At 48.2% G+C, this 16121-nt stretch carries 16 protein-coding genes; 10 read left to right on the top strand and 6 right to left on the bottom strand.

Features of this window, described 5'->3' with window-relative positions; all coding sequences use genetic code 11:
- The coding region (locus EKM87_RS10050; RefSeq protein WP_164506479.1) for an LPXTG cell wall anchor domain-containing protein at positions 1-1728 on the top strand (1728 nt) is incomplete at its 5' end.
- A gap of 256 nt (positions 1729-1984) precedes the next feature.
- Entirely contained in the window at positions 1985-4525 is a 2541-nt protein-coding gene (locus tag EKM87_RS10045) for an AAA family ATPase (RefSeq protein WP_125684366.1), read from the top strand.
- 146 nt (positions 4526-4671) lie between these two features.
- On the opposite strand, the gene EKM87_RS10040 is transcribed toward EKM87_RS10045, so the two are convergent.
- Complete coding sequence (locus tag EKM87_RS10040) at positions 4672-5418, bottom strand: alpha/beta hydrolase (protein WP_125684363.1); 747 nt, start codon at positions 5416-5418, stop codon at positions 4672-4674.
- A 312-nt stretch (positions 5419-5730) separates the two neighbouring features.
- Between EKM87_RS10040 and EKM87_RS10035 the strand changes: the two genes are divergently transcribed.
- Together EKM87_RS10035 and EKM87_RS10030 are read left to right on the top strand one after the other, a co-directional pair.
- Complete coding sequence (locus EKM87_RS10035; protein WP_125684361.1) at positions 5731-6291, top strand: hypothetical protein; 561 nt, start codon at positions 5731-5733, stop codon at positions 6289-6291.
- A 30-nt stretch (positions 6292-6321) separates the two neighbouring features.
- A complete protein-coding gene (locus tag EKM87_RS10030; protein WP_125684358.1) occupies positions 6322-6885 on the top strand; it encodes a hypothetical protein in 564 nt (187 codons plus the stop codon).
- Positions 6886-7158: 273 nt separating this feature from the next.
- Here EKM87_RS10030 and EKM87_RS10025 read toward each other — a convergent pair whose 3' ends face one another.
- Positions 7159-7677 (bottom strand): MarR family winged helix-turn-helix transcriptional regulator, encoded by a 519-nt coding sequence (locus EKM87_RS10025; protein ID WP_125684355.1) that lies wholly within the window; start codon positions 7675-7677, stop codon positions 7159-7161.
- Positions 7678-7828: 151 nt separating this feature from the next.
- Between EKM87_RS10025 and EKM87_RS10020 the strand changes: the two genes are divergently transcribed.
- Entirely contained in the window at positions 7829-8764 is a 936-nt protein-coding gene (locus EKM87_RS10020) for an ATP-binding cassette domain-containing protein (RefSeq protein ID WP_125684353.1), read from the top strand.
- Positions 8765-8780: 16 nt separating this feature from the next.
- On the top strand, positions 8781-9554 hold the full coding sequence (locus tag EKM87_RS10015; protein WP_125684350.1) for an ABC transporter permease: 774 nt from the start codon (positions 8781-8783) through the stop codon (positions 9552-9554).
- A gap of 110 nt (positions 9555-9664) precedes the next feature.
- On the opposite strand, the gene EKM87_RS10010 is transcribed toward EKM87_RS10015, so the two are convergent.
- The gene (locus EKM87_RS10010) at positions 9665-10024 is read right to left on the bottom strand and encodes a hypothetical protein (protein ID WP_125684348.1); all 360 of its coding nucleotides are present in this window, start codon (positions 10022-10024) and stop codon (positions 9665-9667) included.
- Positions 10025-10177: 153 nt separating this feature from the next.
- Positions 10178-11107 (bottom strand): tyrosine-protein phosphatase, encoded by a 930-nt coding sequence (locus tag EKM87_RS10005; protein ID WP_125684346.1) that lies wholly within the window; start codon positions 11105-11107, stop codon positions 10178-10180.
- 256 nt (positions 11108-11363) lie between these two features.
- On the opposite strand from EKM87_RS10005, the gene EKM87_RS10000 reads away from it, so the two are divergent.
- From EKM87_RS10000 to EKM87_RS12710, 3 genes are read left to right on the top strand one after another with little or no spacing between them, the layout of a single operon-like run.
- Positions 11364-11936 (top strand): DUF2975 domain-containing protein, encoded by a 573-nt coding sequence (locus tag EKM87_RS10000; protein ID WP_164506478.1) that lies wholly within the window; start codon positions 11364-11366, stop codon positions 11934-11936.
- 13 nt (positions 11937-11949) lie between these two features.
- Complete coding sequence (locus EKM87_RS09995; protein WP_125684342.1) at positions 11950-12174, top strand: helix-turn-helix domain-containing protein; 225 nt, start codon at positions 11950-11952, stop codon at positions 12172-12174.
- A gap of 10 nt (positions 12175-12184) precedes the next feature.
- The gene (locus EKM87_RS12710) at positions 12185-12277 is read left to right on the top strand and encodes a DUF5776 domain-containing protein (RefSeq protein ID WP_225428434.1); all 93 of its coding nucleotides are present in this window, start codon (positions 12185-12187) and stop codon (positions 12275-12277) included.
- A 122-nt stretch (positions 12278-12399) separates the two neighbouring features.
- Here the strand turns inward: EKM87_RS12710 and EKM87_RS09990 are convergent, their stop codons facing one another.
- Positions 12400-13728 carry an enolase C-terminal domain-like protein gene (locus EKM87_RS09990; protein ID WP_125684340.1) on the bottom strand — a complete coding sequence of 443 codons (1329 nt, stop codon included), beginning with the start codon at positions 13726-13728 and terminating at the stop codon, positions 12400-12402.
- 242 nt (positions 13729-13970) lie between these two features.
- Here EKM87_RS09990 and EKM87_RS09985 point away from each other — a divergent pair, with 242 nt between their 5' ends.
- The gene (locus EKM87_RS09985) at positions 13971-14861 is read left to right on the top strand and encodes a LysR family transcriptional regulator (protein WP_125684338.1); all 891 of its coding nucleotides are present in this window, start codon (positions 13971-13973) and stop codon (positions 14859-14861) included.
- A 127-nt stretch (positions 14862-14988) separates the two neighbouring features.
- On the opposite strand, the gene EKM87_RS09980 is transcribed toward EKM87_RS09985, so the two are convergent.
- Positions 14989-16116, bottom strand: a complete 1128-nt coding sequence (locus tag EKM87_RS09980; protein ID WP_125684336.1) for a lactonase family protein — start codon at positions 16114-16116, stop codon at positions 14989-14991.
- Positions 16117-16121 lie beyond the last annotated feature (5 nt).

The following is a 16121-nucleotide window of genomic DNA, read 5'->3' as shown; positions in this document are numbered from 1 at the left end:
GTCATCAAGGTCGTTAAGACGTGGCCAAAAGATAATAGTACGACGACGTACACGTATGATCCTTCGAATGGTGGAACGCAGACGGTCACGGAAGAAAAAGACGGTGAAGCCCCTGTTACGCAGACATTCGAGAAGGATGCTACGCAGGCAACGGTAAAGCAAGGTAAAACCGCTACAACCGTTGCAGCACAACCAGGTTCAGCACCAACGTTTGCGCATGATACGACGGATACAAATGAGGCTGGCGATACGACTACGACGACAGATGCCGACGGCAACGTCATCAAGGTCGTTAAGACGTGGCCAAAAGATAATAGTACGACGACGTACACGTATGATCCTTCGAATGGTGGAACACAGACGGTCACGGAAGAAAAAGACGGGGAAGCCCCTGTCACGCAGAAATTCACCGAAGGTGCAACGCAGACAACGGTAAAGCAAGGTAAAACTGATACAACTGTTACAGCACAACCAGGTTCAGCACCAACGTTTGAACATGACACGACGGATACAACGAAAGATGATTCTGGAGTTGTTACTACTGTGACAAAGGACGATGCTGGTAATGTTATCAAGGTCGTTAAGACGTGGCCAAACGATGATAGTACGACCAGTACGACGACGTACACATATGATCCAATCAGTAGTAAAGCGACGATAACTGAGGAAAACAACGGGAAACTGACCGGTCGGCAGGAAGAAGTTTCTTCTCCTTCGACGGCCACGCTGAAGAGTGGCGATGGCGTTGAAACCATCGTTAACACCGGGCAACCAGGCACGATGCCAACGTTTGAACATGATACGACGGTGACCGTGACTGATAAACTTGGCAACGTTACTGCCACGACGAAAAATGTTGCTGGTGATATCGTCAAAGTAGACCAGAAGTGGAAAGATGGTAGCGAGACAATCTACACCAATGACAATGGCAAACAGATGGTAAGCGAGCTGAGAAACGGGAAGTCTGTTGCTCAGAAGCCACTTGAGCAGCAACCTGTTGATCCCGACAATCCGGATGCCACTAGACTTTCGGAAGTGACACTGCCGGATGGTGCTGGTGGTACAGTAACTGTCAAACTTGATCAACCCGATGCAGCGCCAACGTTTACGCATGCGCCAGCAGTCTTCAGTGCGGGCGTTAATGCACCAGCTAAGGACGCCGATAAGGTCGTGAAGATTACCAAGAAGTGGTCTGATGGTCTTAAGGTAGTTTATACGTATGATCCAGTAAGCGGCCAACGGATTATTAGTGAACTGAAGAATGGTAAACTCATTGAGCAACGCGCGATTGAACCAGGTGCTGTAAAGGCAGCTCTGCCTGACGGTAAGGGTGGTTCGACCATCGTTAAGTTTGATAAGACGGGAACAGTTCCAACCTTTACGCGTCAGCTTGCTGCCAAAGTAGCTGGTCGCAAGGTAACTTCACGGAAGAAAGCAGCAAAGAAAGCCACTGCAAACAAGGGTCAGAACCTGCGTAAGCAATCGGCTGCTGTGAAGCCACTGGCTCAAAGTGGAACAACTCATCGTGGTGTTAATCAAGCAGTTGCGGGTGATACTGTTGCAACTGAACCTGTTCAGTCTCAACAGCTGACCAAGGAACAACAAGCAAATCAACAGGAAACAGAATTACCACAAACGGGCCAAAAGAATGAAAGTTTCTTGGCACAATTAGGGGCAATCTTGTTGGCACTGTTGGTAACGCCATTTGTTCGTCGGCGCTCACATTAGCTTGATTGACTAAAGATATAGGAAACAGCATAGATACACTAAAAAACCGTTCCGATTTGTGGGACGGTTTTTTAGTGCTCGTGAGTGATGATCAATTTTTGCGAGGAACTGCCTGTGATCAAGGCTAACTGTAGGGGAGCAGAGCCACCAGTCAAAAAGAATGACGAGTTTTCGGGCCTAAACTTGACTGTAACGTTACTGGATAGTTTAAAATGATAAGTAGCATGAACGAAACTAAAGGCAAAGGTGGGCAAGTATGACAACGAGTGAAAAACAACGTGAACATATTAGTGTACGTGGTGGTAACGTTCATAATTTAAAAAATATTGACGTGGACATTCCGTTGAATCAGTTTGTGGCAATCTCAGGTCCCTCGGGCTCCGGGAAGAGTTCGTTAGCCATGGGAATTTTATATGCGGAGGGGTCCCGGCGGTACCTGGAGGCGCTATCCACCTATACCAGACGGCGAATCGGTCAAAGCAAGCGGTCGCAGGTCCAGGAAGTTCGGCACATCCCGTCCGCGATTGCCCTGCGGCAACGGCCAGGAGTCCCTTCTGAGCGCTCAACGGTGGGGTCGATGAGTGAGCTGTTCAACGTCGTGCGCCTTATCTTCTCACGGCTCGGCTCGATGGTGTGTCCCAACGGCCACCGGATTGCGCCTAGCCTGAAAGTTGCCCAAGCCATGGATCTACCAGGTGGTGCAGACAGCAAGATGGGCATCGTGACCTGTCCGGAGTGTGGGATCGAATTCATGGCGAAATCAGCCGAAGACTTTGCCTTCAACTCCGGTGGCGCCTGCCCAGAATGTCATGGAACGGGGACGGTTCAGAGTTTAGACGAGGATAAACTGATTGGCGATGAGAACCTCAGTCTGGCCGAAGGGGTCGTGGCTTCATGGCATCTACCCGGCCGCAACTTTATGCCGACGGTGGCGGAAACGTTGGGCGTGCGGATCGACGTGCCCTACAAGGACCTCACCGACCGGGAGAAGGACATTGTGCTCAACGGCGCTAAGAAGCAGTATCCCGTGGACTTTCGGACCTCGACCGGTCGGGTCTTCCATACCGACAATACGCTGTACGAGAACGCCCACGAAGCCGTCTACGATTCCCTGAAGACCGTGAAGAGTGACCGGGCTATCAAGAAGGTCAACGAATTTTTCCACTTCTCTGTGTGCCCGACCTGCCACGGGACGCGGTTGAATCCAGAACTCTTGACGCAATTAGTTGGGGGTAAAAATATTGCCGAAGTTTCTGACCTGACCCTGGGATCGTTGGCCGGCTGGCAAGCTGCGGCGCAAAAAGAGTTACCCGTTGAGATGAAGGCCATGGCGGACGTACTCTTCAAAAACTTGACGGATACGTTGCGGCCCCTACTGGAGCTGGGGCTAGATTACCTGACCTTATCGCGAAACGGCAATACGCTGTCGACCGGAGAACTTCAACGACTTCAACTTGCCAAGACCATTCGGACGGAGACGACGGGCGTCCTGTACGTATTGGATGAACCCTCCATTGGGTTACACCCCGATAACGTTAAGGGGCTTATTCGGATCTTTCGGGAACTGATTGCCCAAGGAAATTCTTTGGTGGTGGTCGACCATGAAGTCGACATCATTTCAGCTGCCGACTGGGTGATTGAGATTGGCCCTGGGTCGGGGGATGCCGGCGGTCAAATCATTGCCGAGGGCACGCCTCACGATTTAGTGGGCAATCCCCAGTCGCTGATTGGGCCTTACATTTCGGGACAAGCCCAAATCATGCACGACAAGGTGCCCACCAGTAAGAAGGCTAGCGAGCTCACCACGCAGTTTGAGGTGCAGGATTACTTTAATCTACACGACGTGGCCGTGGCCATTCCTGGGAACGAGATTACCGCTGTCACTGGGTTCTCTGGTGCCGGGAAGACGAGTTTGATTTTGGACAGCCTGGTTCCAGCCATTCAGGCAGCGAATAACAAGGCGGCTCTGCCGAAACAGGTGACGACCTTGAAGACCCATTTGAAAGACGTGGTGTCCGTGGATGCCAAGCCAATCGGGAAGAATGCCCGCTCGACGATTGCCACCTATACCACTATCATGGATAATTTGCGGCGGATGTTTGCCAATTTACCAGAAGCCAAGGCCAAGAAGTTTGGTCTCGCTTACTTCTCGTACAATAACAAGCAGGGGGCCTGTGAACAGTGTGGCGGACTGGGCACCATTACCCTGGATATTCAATATTTGCCGGACATGGAAGAGGTCTGTCCTTACTGCCACGGCGCCCGGTACAAGGATGAGATTCAACAGATTCAGTGGCACGGCTACAGTATTGTCGACCTGTTGAACTTGTCGGTCCGTGAGGCGTTAGCCGTCTTTGAAACGGTGCCTAAGATTGAGAAGCAGCTTCAGTTGCTGGATGAAATGGGGCTGGGCTACCTGCACTTAGGTGAGAGCACGCCGAGCCTGTCTGGTGGGGAAGCCCAACGGCTAAAGCTCATGAGCCACTTGAACAAGCGTCAGAGCAAGACCCTGTTTATCTTTGACGAACCATCCGTCGGGCTACATCCTCAAGACGTGCAAACGCTACTGGGTGTGATCAACAGCCTGAAGGCCAAAGGGGCCACGATTATCATCATCACGCATGACCTTGACCTGATGACCAACGCCGATTACCTGATTGATCTCGGCCCCAAGGGTGGGCAAGCCGGCGGCCGTTTGATGGCCAGCGGTGAGCCGCAACAGTTGATCAAGACGGACAAGAGTCTGACGCTGGATTACCTGAAGGCCCATTTTGAAAAATTTCATTTAGTTGATTAAATGTATGTAGACTAAAAGCCGTCCCGATTTTGGGGACGGCTTTTAGTGTGCACTGGCCATTTAGCCGCTCTCCGGCGGACAGGGATGTAGCCTGCTGTGGGGACGCTTCAGACTGGCAGAACACCAGTCTTCAAAGTCGCCAGTGGTTAGTTTTTAATAAAGTCAGTTGCTAACCGAAGTACATCGTCACGGGCAGCGCCATCCAACTTGTGACTCGCGCCAGGTAATAGGTGCAAGGCACTATTTTGGTAAATAGCATCATAACGTTGTGAAGCGCTGTAAGCAACAATCTGATCAGCGTCACCGTGAATTAGGCAGACGGGACCAGAGAAATTCTGGGCAGTTTCGTAGATTGGCAGCAGTTGCGCCGTCCGTAGGTAGAAGCCCCCCAGCGCCTTGCCCTGGCCGAGCGGAAGCTGAGCGGGGATATGTTGCGGATCATAGACTAACCCGCGCGTATGGCCAGCCAGGGCGTCATCCTTGAGGGTGGCGGCTGGCGCCATTAAGACGACCTTGTGAATTAAATCAGCGTTGTAACCGGCCAACATGCTGGCGACGACACCGCCTTGCGAATGGCCTAAGAGGTCAATCTGTTTAGGTGCGAGGCGGGTCTGGACCGCAGTCAATACGGCCTGAGCGTCAGCGATTTCGTTCAGAACGGTCATGTTGGCGAAGTCACCATCGCTGTGACCGCAACCGTTGAAGTCAAAGCGGACCGTCCCCACGCCAACCGTCCGTAAGCGTTGCGCCAGCTGTTCCAGCAGGGCTGTTGGCGTGTAGCCGCGGTCACTGATGAAACCGTGAAAGAGAATCGCAATCGTCCCGTTTGGTTCGGACGCTGGCTCATAGATACCAGCTAGGGTGAGGCCATCTCTGATAACATTAAATTCCATTCTAAAAACCTCCCAGTCAAATTGACGCTACGTCTAGGATAGTTGAAGATTTAGGGATTGTCACAACTTTTTTAATTAGTATTTGGTGATGTCAGGGTAAGTAACCGTTGGCATCGCTTTTTTTGGATAGATAATTGGATCAGATAACGATAAGTAGCATTATTATTTGAATTTTTAATCCGCTGACCAGTCAAACGACAAATTGTGACGCCCACGTTTGTTATACTAAAGCGTAATTAGTTACATAAATAGTCATTAACCGCATTAATGAATGCTGGTTAATGAACTTGATTTTGAGGAGGAAAAGATACCATGCGAGTAAATAGACTTTTTAGTGCGTTGATGGTGGCCACGACGATTGGTGCTACGGCAGTCGTTACTGTGCCTACCCAGGCCCAAGCCAAGTCAACGAGCAGTTTGAAAACGTTCCCTAAGGCAATGCAGGGAACTTGGTACCACTATGAGGAGAACAATGGTTATTACTACAAGTCGATGAAAATTTCGTCGAAGAAGATGACAGTTAAAAACTTCCTTGATCCTTTTTACCAAAAACAGGCGAAGTGGACGGGGACTATCCATCCACTTAAGAGTCAACGGACGTTTACTGAGGGGTCGAATTCTAAGAAGGCACACTGGACTAGTGCTAGAAGCGTAAAGGGTGGTTATACCACTGTGTTGGCTTATGGCATTGGTGCGACGAACGGTGGCGGAACCTATAAAGTCATCCACAAGACTTACAAGGGCAAGTCCGTTAAGGTGCTCTACAGCAAACAGTTTATGACAATTCAAGGGACCAAAAAAGTAACGGATCACTTTTACAAGACTAAGGCTCAGGCCAAGTACTTTAATCCAGTTGGTGCGCTACATAAGTAACTCGTCTATGAAATTAGGAGGAATAGAACAATGAAATTAACCAAGATGATGGGGGTACTCTTAGCGTCAGTTGGGTTTGGCGCTGCCCTGGTCGTTGCCAATCCAACGACGGATGCGCAAGCCAGTCCCAAGATGAGTTTAGCCAGTTTCCCACAAAAGTTTCAGGGCACCTGGTATTATTACCAAAAGGGCCACTATGATCAGTTCAAAATTGGTGCCCAGGAGACGTCCTTCAGAACATTTTATAATAAAAAATGGCATTCTGGTAGCTCGCCAGTGAAAGTTACTGCTTTAAACAAGGATATGAATAACATAAAAAAAGGCAAGAACAATGAGCTTTTGTTTATGAGCAAAGGTTGGTTGGTCGAGCAGGGATGGCAACAGCACCACAAGGACTCCGCCTTTGGCACGGTGGGCACCCAGTCTTACAAGATTGTTAAGCGTCACTATAAGGGTAAACAGATTCAATCGCTGTACATATACACCATGTGGAACATGGGGGATGGCGAAGCCCACCTGCAACACTACTACAGTACTAAGGGCCAAGCGAAGGCCTTTAATCCAACAGGAGCACTTGAAGACTTTACCAACTAATTAAGTCGGAGAGCTGTTTGGATTAACTGAAAATTTTGCGTACAAAAAACCACAGCCGGTGGTCGTCCAAGGTTGTGGTCATCGAGAATAGTGATATTTATTAATTTGGGTTTGGGACAAAAGTCTCAAACCTTTTTTTCGTTCCGAACATATCTAGTCAAAACGAGCGACAAACGGCAGTCAACGCCGTTAAACCAACAATCCAAGACCAGGATTGTTCGTCTAGCGACGTTAATGCTCATTGACTAATCGCCGTTTGTCGCCCTCTTAAATTTACAAAAACCAGTCGCGTAACCGGTCCGCCACGACTTGCTGAAATTTACCAGACTGGTCGGGGGTAATGGTATCGATTTCGTCGTAAAGGTTATGGTTGATTTTCGTCAAGATGGTGGTGAGCTGGTCGAGTTCCGTATCCGTCAGTGAATCCAGATAGGCCGGCACCTGCGCCGTTTCGGTGGCCGCCGTTTCTCGGCCCAAGTCAGTCAGACGAATGATGGTCTTGCGCCGATCAGACGTCGACTTTTCTTTGGTAACGAGCTGCTTTTTAACCAGTTTGTTAACAAACTCCGCTGTGGACTGCACCGTTAGATTTAGGCGGGTGGCGAGTTCCTTTTGTGAGAGGCCATCGGCTTGGGCAAGCGTCAGGAGAATCTTTCCCTGTCCCTGAAACCGCAGGGGGTGCTTATCCTGTTCCGCATGGTAGCGGCGGGCTACTTCGTCGGCGGTGTGACTGACCATTCCGAACTCGATCAGTTTTCCAGCCGCACTTTTTTGTTTATTTATATTAGGCATGTTATCGCCCTCCTACGGCTATTATACCCGACAATGGCTAGCAGGGGCATTCAATATTTGAGAGAAACTGTTGACAAATTCATCAGGGGGCCTTATTATAATTTTAGTCAGGGGGGCCTGATTAAAATGTGAAAGCTAAGAGGGGACCAATATGTCAACAAAGAATGCAATTGAAGTCAGCCACCTGACCAAGCGGTTTGGGCAAAAGACGGTGGTCGATGATATCTCGTTTAACGTGCGTCAAGGAGAAGTCTTTGGCTTACTCGGGCCTAACGGTGCGGGGAAGACCACGACCTTACGGATGATGACGACGTTACTCAAGGCCGATGCGGGTCAGGTAACGATCTTTGGTCATGACACGGTGAAGGAAGGTCGACTGGCCCGGTCCATGTTTGGTCTCACTGGCCAATATGCTTCCGTCGATGAAGATATTTCGGCACGGGAGAACCTGATGATTTTCTCCAGACTGAATGGCCTTTCACGTACGGCCGCTAAGCAACGGACGACTGAGTTACTAGCAGAATTTTCACTAGAAGAGTCGGCGGATAAGGCGCTGAAAAACTTTTCTGGTGGGATGCGTCGGCGGCTGGACCTGGCCGTTAGTTTGATTACCCGACCGACCTTAATTTTCTTAGATGAACCAACGACGGGGTTAGACCCCCGTACCAGAGCGCAAATGTGGACGACGATTCGGCAACTCGTGAAGCAGGGATCAACCATCGTGTTGACGACGCAGTATCTCGAGGAGGCCGACCAACTAGCAGATAATCTCGCCATCATTGATCACGGCAAGCTCGTGAAGATGGGGACGCCGGCCGAACTCAAGGAACAGATTGGCGGTGCGAGATTGGCCTTCACTGTCAGTCAGGAAGATCAGGTTCAACCGGCCGTTCAGCTGTTGACCGGGCAAGTGACCGGCGTCATTCAACAGACGGGCCAACAACTGAGCGTCCCGTTAAAACAAATTACCCAGTTGCCACCGATTCTGGCGGCACTCAAACAAGCACAAATCATGATCAGCCATCTTTCAGTGAAGGAACCTTCGCTAGATGACGTCTTCATGAATCTAACCGTTGGTAAGAACTAAGGAAGAGGGATGCAAGATGGATGTACGAATGCACAAGGGAAACGTCGTGATGAATACGGCGACAATGGCGTACCGCAACTTATTGAAGACGATTCACAATCCAGATAGCTTTATGGATGTGGTTATTCAGCCAGTGATGTTCATGTTGATGTTTGGCTATTTATTTGGTGGGGCAATTGCCGGGGGCGTTCGGGCCTACCTTCCCACCATCGTGCCAGGAATTTTGATTCAAACGATGTTGTCAGCCGGAACCGGTTCCGGGGCTCAAATCAGAGAGGACCTCGACTCTGGCGTCTTCGACCGATTTAAGTCGTTGCCAATGGCCCACATTGCACCGTTGGCGGGGCAACTGTTTGCTGACAGTCTACGTTTATTGCTGGCGACCATCACGTCGCTGACCACTGGCTACCTGATGGGTTGGCGGCCAGCCGTCGGTTTCAAGTGGGTCGTGGTGATTGGGCTTCTGGCGATTTTCACCGGCTGGGCGTTGTCCTGGATTTTTGCACTGTTGGGCTTGTTAGCTAAGAGTGCCGCATCCGTTCAAAGTCTCTCGTTGATGACGATGCTGGTCCTGTCGTTCATGTCGAACGCGTTCGTCCCATTGCACTCGTTGACCAAGCCACTGCGGTTCATCGCTAACCTGAACCCGGTTACCTATGTGATCACAGCCATTCGGCAAATCTTGGCGACGGGTGGTTGGACGCACGAGGCGTTGTTGGTCGTCGTCTTTGATGTGATCATCGTGGCGATCTTTGCGCCGCTGGCGGTTTGGGCTTATGACCGGAATTAGTTGAGGGGTTATGATGGAGAGTGAATAAAGGTGCCAAATATGTTTGTCTGAAATTTGGCAAAAATAAAACTGGCTAAGTTCCTGTTTAAAAGGACTTAGCCAGTTTGTGATTATTTGAGATTCAGAGCTTGCCCGTAGACCCAGTAACGATGCGTGGTGTGTTTGTTCGTTGATCGGATACGGTACCAGTCGTATTGGGTTCCTTGGTTAGCCATCAGGTCAATCGAGACCTTACTACCAGCCTTGAGTTTGGCGTTTTTCCAGCTGGTGGTCTTGATGAGCTTGTAGTTGCTATTGGGCTGATGATTAGTTAGTTTGAAGTGTTTGTAATTCTTTTTGATAGTTGTGGTCCCATGATACCGGTGGTACTGGACGGTTCCCACTAACGTGCTAGCGGAACTGACCACCGGACTAAGACTTAACGTACTGATCATCCCCATAACTCCTAAGATGATTGCTGCTTTTTTCATAAATAAAACCTCCCCAAATTTGTTCCGGTTAGAACGTTTCTAACGGTAACATAATTGAGGAGGATTTATTTTAATTTCAACTAAAGTTTGACAAATCATATCATTTTGTTGTATAGCCAAAATGATTTAGGCCTTATTCAAATAACTATGCCCTTATTTAGCTGGGGTTAGGTAGTTAGCTTGCAATTGTTTCAATTGCTTGTTGGATAAGCCTAGGCCCTTGTGCAGAAAGTTATCCATGTTGCCGTACTTGGTGTTAACGGCCTTGTACATGGTGTTTAAGTAGGCCATTTTGACACCATTTTGGGCCTTGAAGTTACTGATGACGGTTGGCGTCAGATCCTTACCGGCAGCCTTCCAGCCAGCTTCTTGCTTGGCCAAGTTTTCCTTATTCGTGTCGACTAAGTAAGTGTTGGACTTCAAGTAATCCTTGGCAATCGCCTTCTTGTTAAAGTTCAAGGCAGACAGAACCAGGACGGTTCCCATACCGGCGCGGTCTTTACCGGCTGAACAGTGCCAGAGTACGGCTTTGTTTTTAGGGTTCTTCAGTAATTGGTGGAAGAGGGACTTGTAAGCTTTCCGTCCCTGAGCAGTGGTGATGGCGTCGTGGTAAGACTTCTTCATCATCTTGTCGCCAGCATTCTTCTTAGAAAAGTCTGGGAAAGCACCGAAGGACTTGAACACGTTAGCTTTAACTAGTTTAACGCCGCTCATTTTCACGTCAGGGCTTTTCTGTTGTTCAATGACGGTCCGCAGATCGACGTCGGTGGCCACGTGGTAAGTTTTAACCAATTTCTTTTGGTCAGACTTAGATAGAGTGGAAAGACTGTTGGAACGAATTAAGCGGTGCACCTTAATCTTTTGACCCTTTTGGTTAACGTAGCCGCCCAAGTCACGGGCGTTAGAAGCACCTTGCAACTTGATGTGAGTCGACTGGGACTTGACCGTCTTGGCCTTAGTCTTCTTCGTTGTCTGAGTCGTCTTGGTCTTAGCAGCGGCTGTAACCGACAGCAGTGGTTGTTGCCAACCCAACGTGGTGGTCAATAGCAATGCGGTTACTAAGGTACTGATTCGTTTATTCATATCGCAAACTCCTCCTCTTATCTTGGTGCAAATCCTAGGATACCTGACGGATGTAAGAGAATGGTGTTGATTATGTAAAGATAAGGGGCATGAAGGAAATTGGATATAACGCCGTTTATAAAAGATGGGGCGAGCTGGTTTTTAGTACGTCGAAAATGATAAGAGTGGCGAAAATTAATTATTGTTGTTCAATTATTGATTATCGAATAACGATATGTTAATATCGAAAGTGAATAAAGGAACGGGGATGTTGGCTATGCCAAAATGGGTGAAGTTTTTTACGAATTTAATGATCGTGATTGTTCAGATTTCGATATTGTTTGCTTATGTGGGATTCTTGTGGCCACTGGGGTACCTTTATGAGGGTTACCACGGGGACGTGGCGCAAGCGGTTTTGGATAGTGATGACTTCTTACGATACTCAGCCCATCATTTGACGGCCGGAGCGATGGCCAGCTTTCCGGGCTGGCCGTACGTGTTATTGATGGCCGTTGGCTCAGCAATTTGGATCGGAGCTTCCATCATGTTTGCTAAGGCAATGGTAAAATTGCTCAATAATGTGGTTGAAGAAGACTACTTTTCTCAGAACAATATCGCAGCGGTTAAGCGACTGGTTGTTGCCCAATGTTATGTGGTCATCGGTGACTTCTTTCTCGCCGGTGGTAATCAGCTCACCAGTAGCTGGTTGCGGGGGTACAATAATGGGGCATTTTCACAAACATGGACTGATACCATTGATGCAATCGGGTTACTAATCGTCTTAAAAGTCATCTCGGTGATTTACGAACGTGCCATGACCATGAAGGCTGAAAACGATTTGACGGTGTAAAGGAGGGTGCTCGGTGGTTAAACTGACATTAAACGTGGTGATGGCGGAACGGAACATCAGCAGTCAAGAGCTCGCGGCTGCCATTGACATCACACCAGCCAATTTGTCCATCTTGAAGACGGGCAAAGCCAAGGCAATCCGCTTCAGCACATTGGAAAAAATTTGTCGGGTCTTGGAGTGTCAGCCCGGTGATATCTTGAAATATGTGGCTGATCCGACAGAGTCAGAAGATGAATAGGTGATGGGGTTTGGAGCAGCACAACTTGACCACGCGATTTAAATTAGCCAATGGAAATTATATTACGGCAAATAAGCGACTCGTCAAAACTATAAACAAGTAATTTATACAAAAGAATGGTGCGAAAGATTTTAATCTCTCGCACCATTCTTTTGCTTTTATATTGGATACAGGTCCGTTACTTACAAGGAATGTTTGTTAGGACTGGTCCATCAGCTGATAGGATTAACGAACCATTGCTGGTTTCTTTGGATCGAACTTCCAGTTAGGAATCAAGTATTGCATAGCTTCGGCATCATTCCGAGCGCCCAGGCCTTTGTCGTTGTACAGCTTGTTAGCTGCCAGGACGGCGTCCATATCTAGTTCAACGCCTAAACCTTCGTTGGTGCTTGGCACAGTGATTTTACCATCTTTGATTTGGTAAGGGTTCTTGGTCAAGTTTTGACCGTCTTGCCAGATCCAATGTGTATCAATATCAAAGACGTTGCCAGGAGCAGCAGCGGCAGTGTTAACGGCCATCGCTAAGGAGATATCAAAGTGGTTGTTAGAGTGAATTCCCCAGTTTAAACCGAATTCTGAACAAAGTTGCGCAACCCGCACGGCACCTTCCATGGTCCAGAAGTGGGGGTCAGCCAGAGGAATTGAAACGGCGTTCAACGCAATGGCGTGAGACATTTGCCGCCAGTCAGTGTCAACCATGTTAGTGGCAGTAGGCATGTGGGTCTTCTTCAAGAATTCAGAAAGAATTTCACGACCAGAGAAGCCATCTTCGGCACCAGCTGGGTCTTCGATGTAATGCAGAACATCTTTCATTTCATCGGCGTAGTGCAGGGCATCCTTCAAAGGCCAAGCCCCGTTTGGATCCAAGTCCAACTTAGCGTCTGGGAAAGCTTTATGTAAGGCCTTCATGACCTTGACTTCTTCCTCACCTTCGAGCACACCACCCTTGAGCTTGAACGTCTTGAAACCGTAACGATCGTAGGCAGCTTGGGCTAATTTAACGATAGATTCAGCGTCCATAGCAGGTTCACGCCGAAGCTTGCCCCAGTCATCTGAGTTGTCGTCGTTCTTCAAGTAAGGTAACTTCGTCTTGGAGCTGTCACCTACAAAGAACAGGTAGCCCAGGATACCAACGTCTTCACGTTGTTGACCGTCACCCAACAGGGCAGCAACTGGTACGTGTAAGTACTTGCCCATGAGGTCCAAGAAGGCGGTTTCCACTGCGGTCACAACGTGGATAGTTGTCCGCAGGTCAAAGGTCTGTTGGCCACGGCCGCCCGCGTCCCGGTAGCCGTACTTCTTATGAATCGCTTGTAAGACCCGTTTGTATTCACCAATTGGTTGGCCAATGACCAATGACTTGGTGTCGTTTAACGTATCCGTGATGGCTTTCCCACCAGGGATTTCACCAACACCGGTCATACCGTTGTCGGTCGTCAGGATAACCAAATTACGCGTGAAGTAAGGGCCATGGGCACCACTCAGGTTCATGAGCATGCTGTCATAACCAGCTACGGGGTAAACATCCATTTTAGCAATTGTAGGGACTGTCATAATTATTGCTCCTTTGTGATTTAATTAACATTTTCTATACTTATATTCTACTCAGTAATTAGCTGTTTAAACAGTCACGAAAGGGACCGTATGCGCACCAAAAGTACCTACGAACTTGCAAAAGTTGTTGCGAGAAGGCAACTCACCGGTAGCGTGTCTGTAATATAAGTGGTGTAAACTAAAAAAGAGGGTGCTGTCGTTTTGGGGGAGTAAGGACAGATTTTACATAGAGGTGAATTTGCGTGGATATTAATAAGATGCGGACATTTTTAACGATTGCGAAGTATGGTAGCTTTCGGGCGGCTTCTGAGAAGCTGTTTTTATCCCCCAGAGCGGTGTCTAAGCAGATGGATCAGATTGAAAATGAGCTGGGTGTTAAACTGTTCAACCGGCAGAAGAACAATACGAGTTTAACCAACATCGGTGAAGAGTTCATCGTGACGGCTCAGGATATTGTTAATAATTACACGGATGCTTTCAACAAGATTCAAATGGAGAGTGCCAGTGATTCCAATAAAATTCTCCTAGGCTTCTCTTCGCAAAATCAAGCGACGGTTATCCAACAGACTTTTGAGCCGATTTTGGCAAAACGACCAGAACTTCGCTTGGAGATGCGTGAGGAGAGTGGCAAGCGGCTGATTGCGATGGTGGCAGCAAAGAAGCTTCATCTGGCAGTTACGCCAGAATACGCCGAAGAAGCTACCTATAGTCCGGATGTCGGGGTTAAGAAACTGCTCACCGGTAAGATGGTGGTGGGGATTAGCAAGCTGGATCCACTGAGTGAACTGGATAGTATTGATTTGGAACAGCTAAAGGATCGACTGGTTTTATACTATAACAACTCTGAGTCGACCTACCTACAGGATGTTTTCTTCAAAAAGTATGACGGTATTTTTGAGAAGAAGCATATTAAACGGGTTTCTTCGATTGAACAGCGGGACCTGTTGATTTCCTTTGGTCGGGGTATCGGATTTTATCCGGAACCTTTGCAACCAGCTGAAAAATTGCGTAATCCTATGCTTAAATTCTTAACGATAACCAATAACATTAGTACCTACTACTCATCGGTCCTTCTGTACAACAAGAAGGAAGACAATCCAATTGTTCGAGAGTTTATTTCTAACTTTAATTAGTGGACGCTTAACCTAAAAATGATGCGCAATCCTATGAATTGGGATTGCGCATCATTTTTGGTTCTTCTGATGAGAGCTATCAGATTTAGGTATTATGACTTGTGTGATGGAAGCTAGTCACTTGCCCTTAAGCTAAGAAATCCGTTGCTTCAACGACCCGGACACAGGCATCGTGCTTGATGTGACGTTGGGCAACACTCAAGTAACCATTTTCCTTGTCTCGGTTAAACAGAATCAGTTCATTATTGTTCTGGTTAGCACAGAGAAGGAAGTCACCGTCACGACTGATGCCAAAGTCACGAGGGAAGACACCTTCCGTTTTAATTTGTTGAATCTTCTCTAAGCGCCGACCACCGTCTAAGACCTTGTGAACAGCCAGAGAGTTGTGGCCTCGGTTAGAAACGTAGACGAATTTTTCATCAGGAGAGAGCCGGATGGCTGCAGATCCGTTGTGACCGACGAAGCCTTCAGGGATGTTTGAGTAGTCTTCAATGACCGCTAACTTCCCAGTTTCAGGATCATATTCAACGACGGCGACCTTGCTAGCTAATTCACCCAAGACGTAGATGTAGTTAGTCTTCTGTGACATGGCAATTTGCCGTGGGCCAAAGCCTGGACGCATCTTCAGTTCGTAAACGGGGGTCAATTCGGCCGTATCGTTGTTTACATCAAAGACGAATAACTTGTCACAGCCTAAGCCACAAACAATTAAGCGACCATCTGGTAATAGGCGAGCAAAGTGAATGTGAGCGTGGTCTTGTTCAACCAGTGGACCATTGCCTTCGATCGGGTAGGTGTGGCTGGCTGTGATGTTGAAGTTGTCATCCATCTTGTAAGTGTGGATGGCGTTGGTGTTGTAGTTGGCAGCAAAGAGGACTTTGTGTTCGCTGTCGATGGAGATATATGACGGTACGGTATATGGTAATTCATTCCAGAAGTAGAGGTTCTTGGCAGCATCGTAAGCTTCGTAAGAACCGTGCTTTTTAGGCAGATAGCTTTCTGAAACTGTCTTGCCAGATTCAGCGTCGATGACGGCAACGCCACCTTCGTTTTCGTTGCGGGTGAGAACGGTCGCAATCTTCTTGCCAGAAGCAGAGAAATTAAAGAACGCAGGGTTTTCAACCTTAGCAAGCAGTGAAATATCCGTAATTTCTTTCTTTTCAGTGTCGAGTGATGCGACGTAGATACCATCAGATTGGTTGTTCTCGGTATAACTGTCGCTGGTATAACCACCTAATAAAAACTTATCAATCATTTGAA

This window comes from Levilactobacillus yonginensis (assembly GCF_003946265.1).
GTDB lineage: Bacteria > Bacillota > Bacilli > Lactobacillales > Lactobacillaceae > Levilactobacillus > Levilactobacillus yonginensis.
The sequence above is the reverse complement of the archived record's forward strand: the minus strand, read 5'-3'. Positions and strand labels throughout refer to the sequence as shown.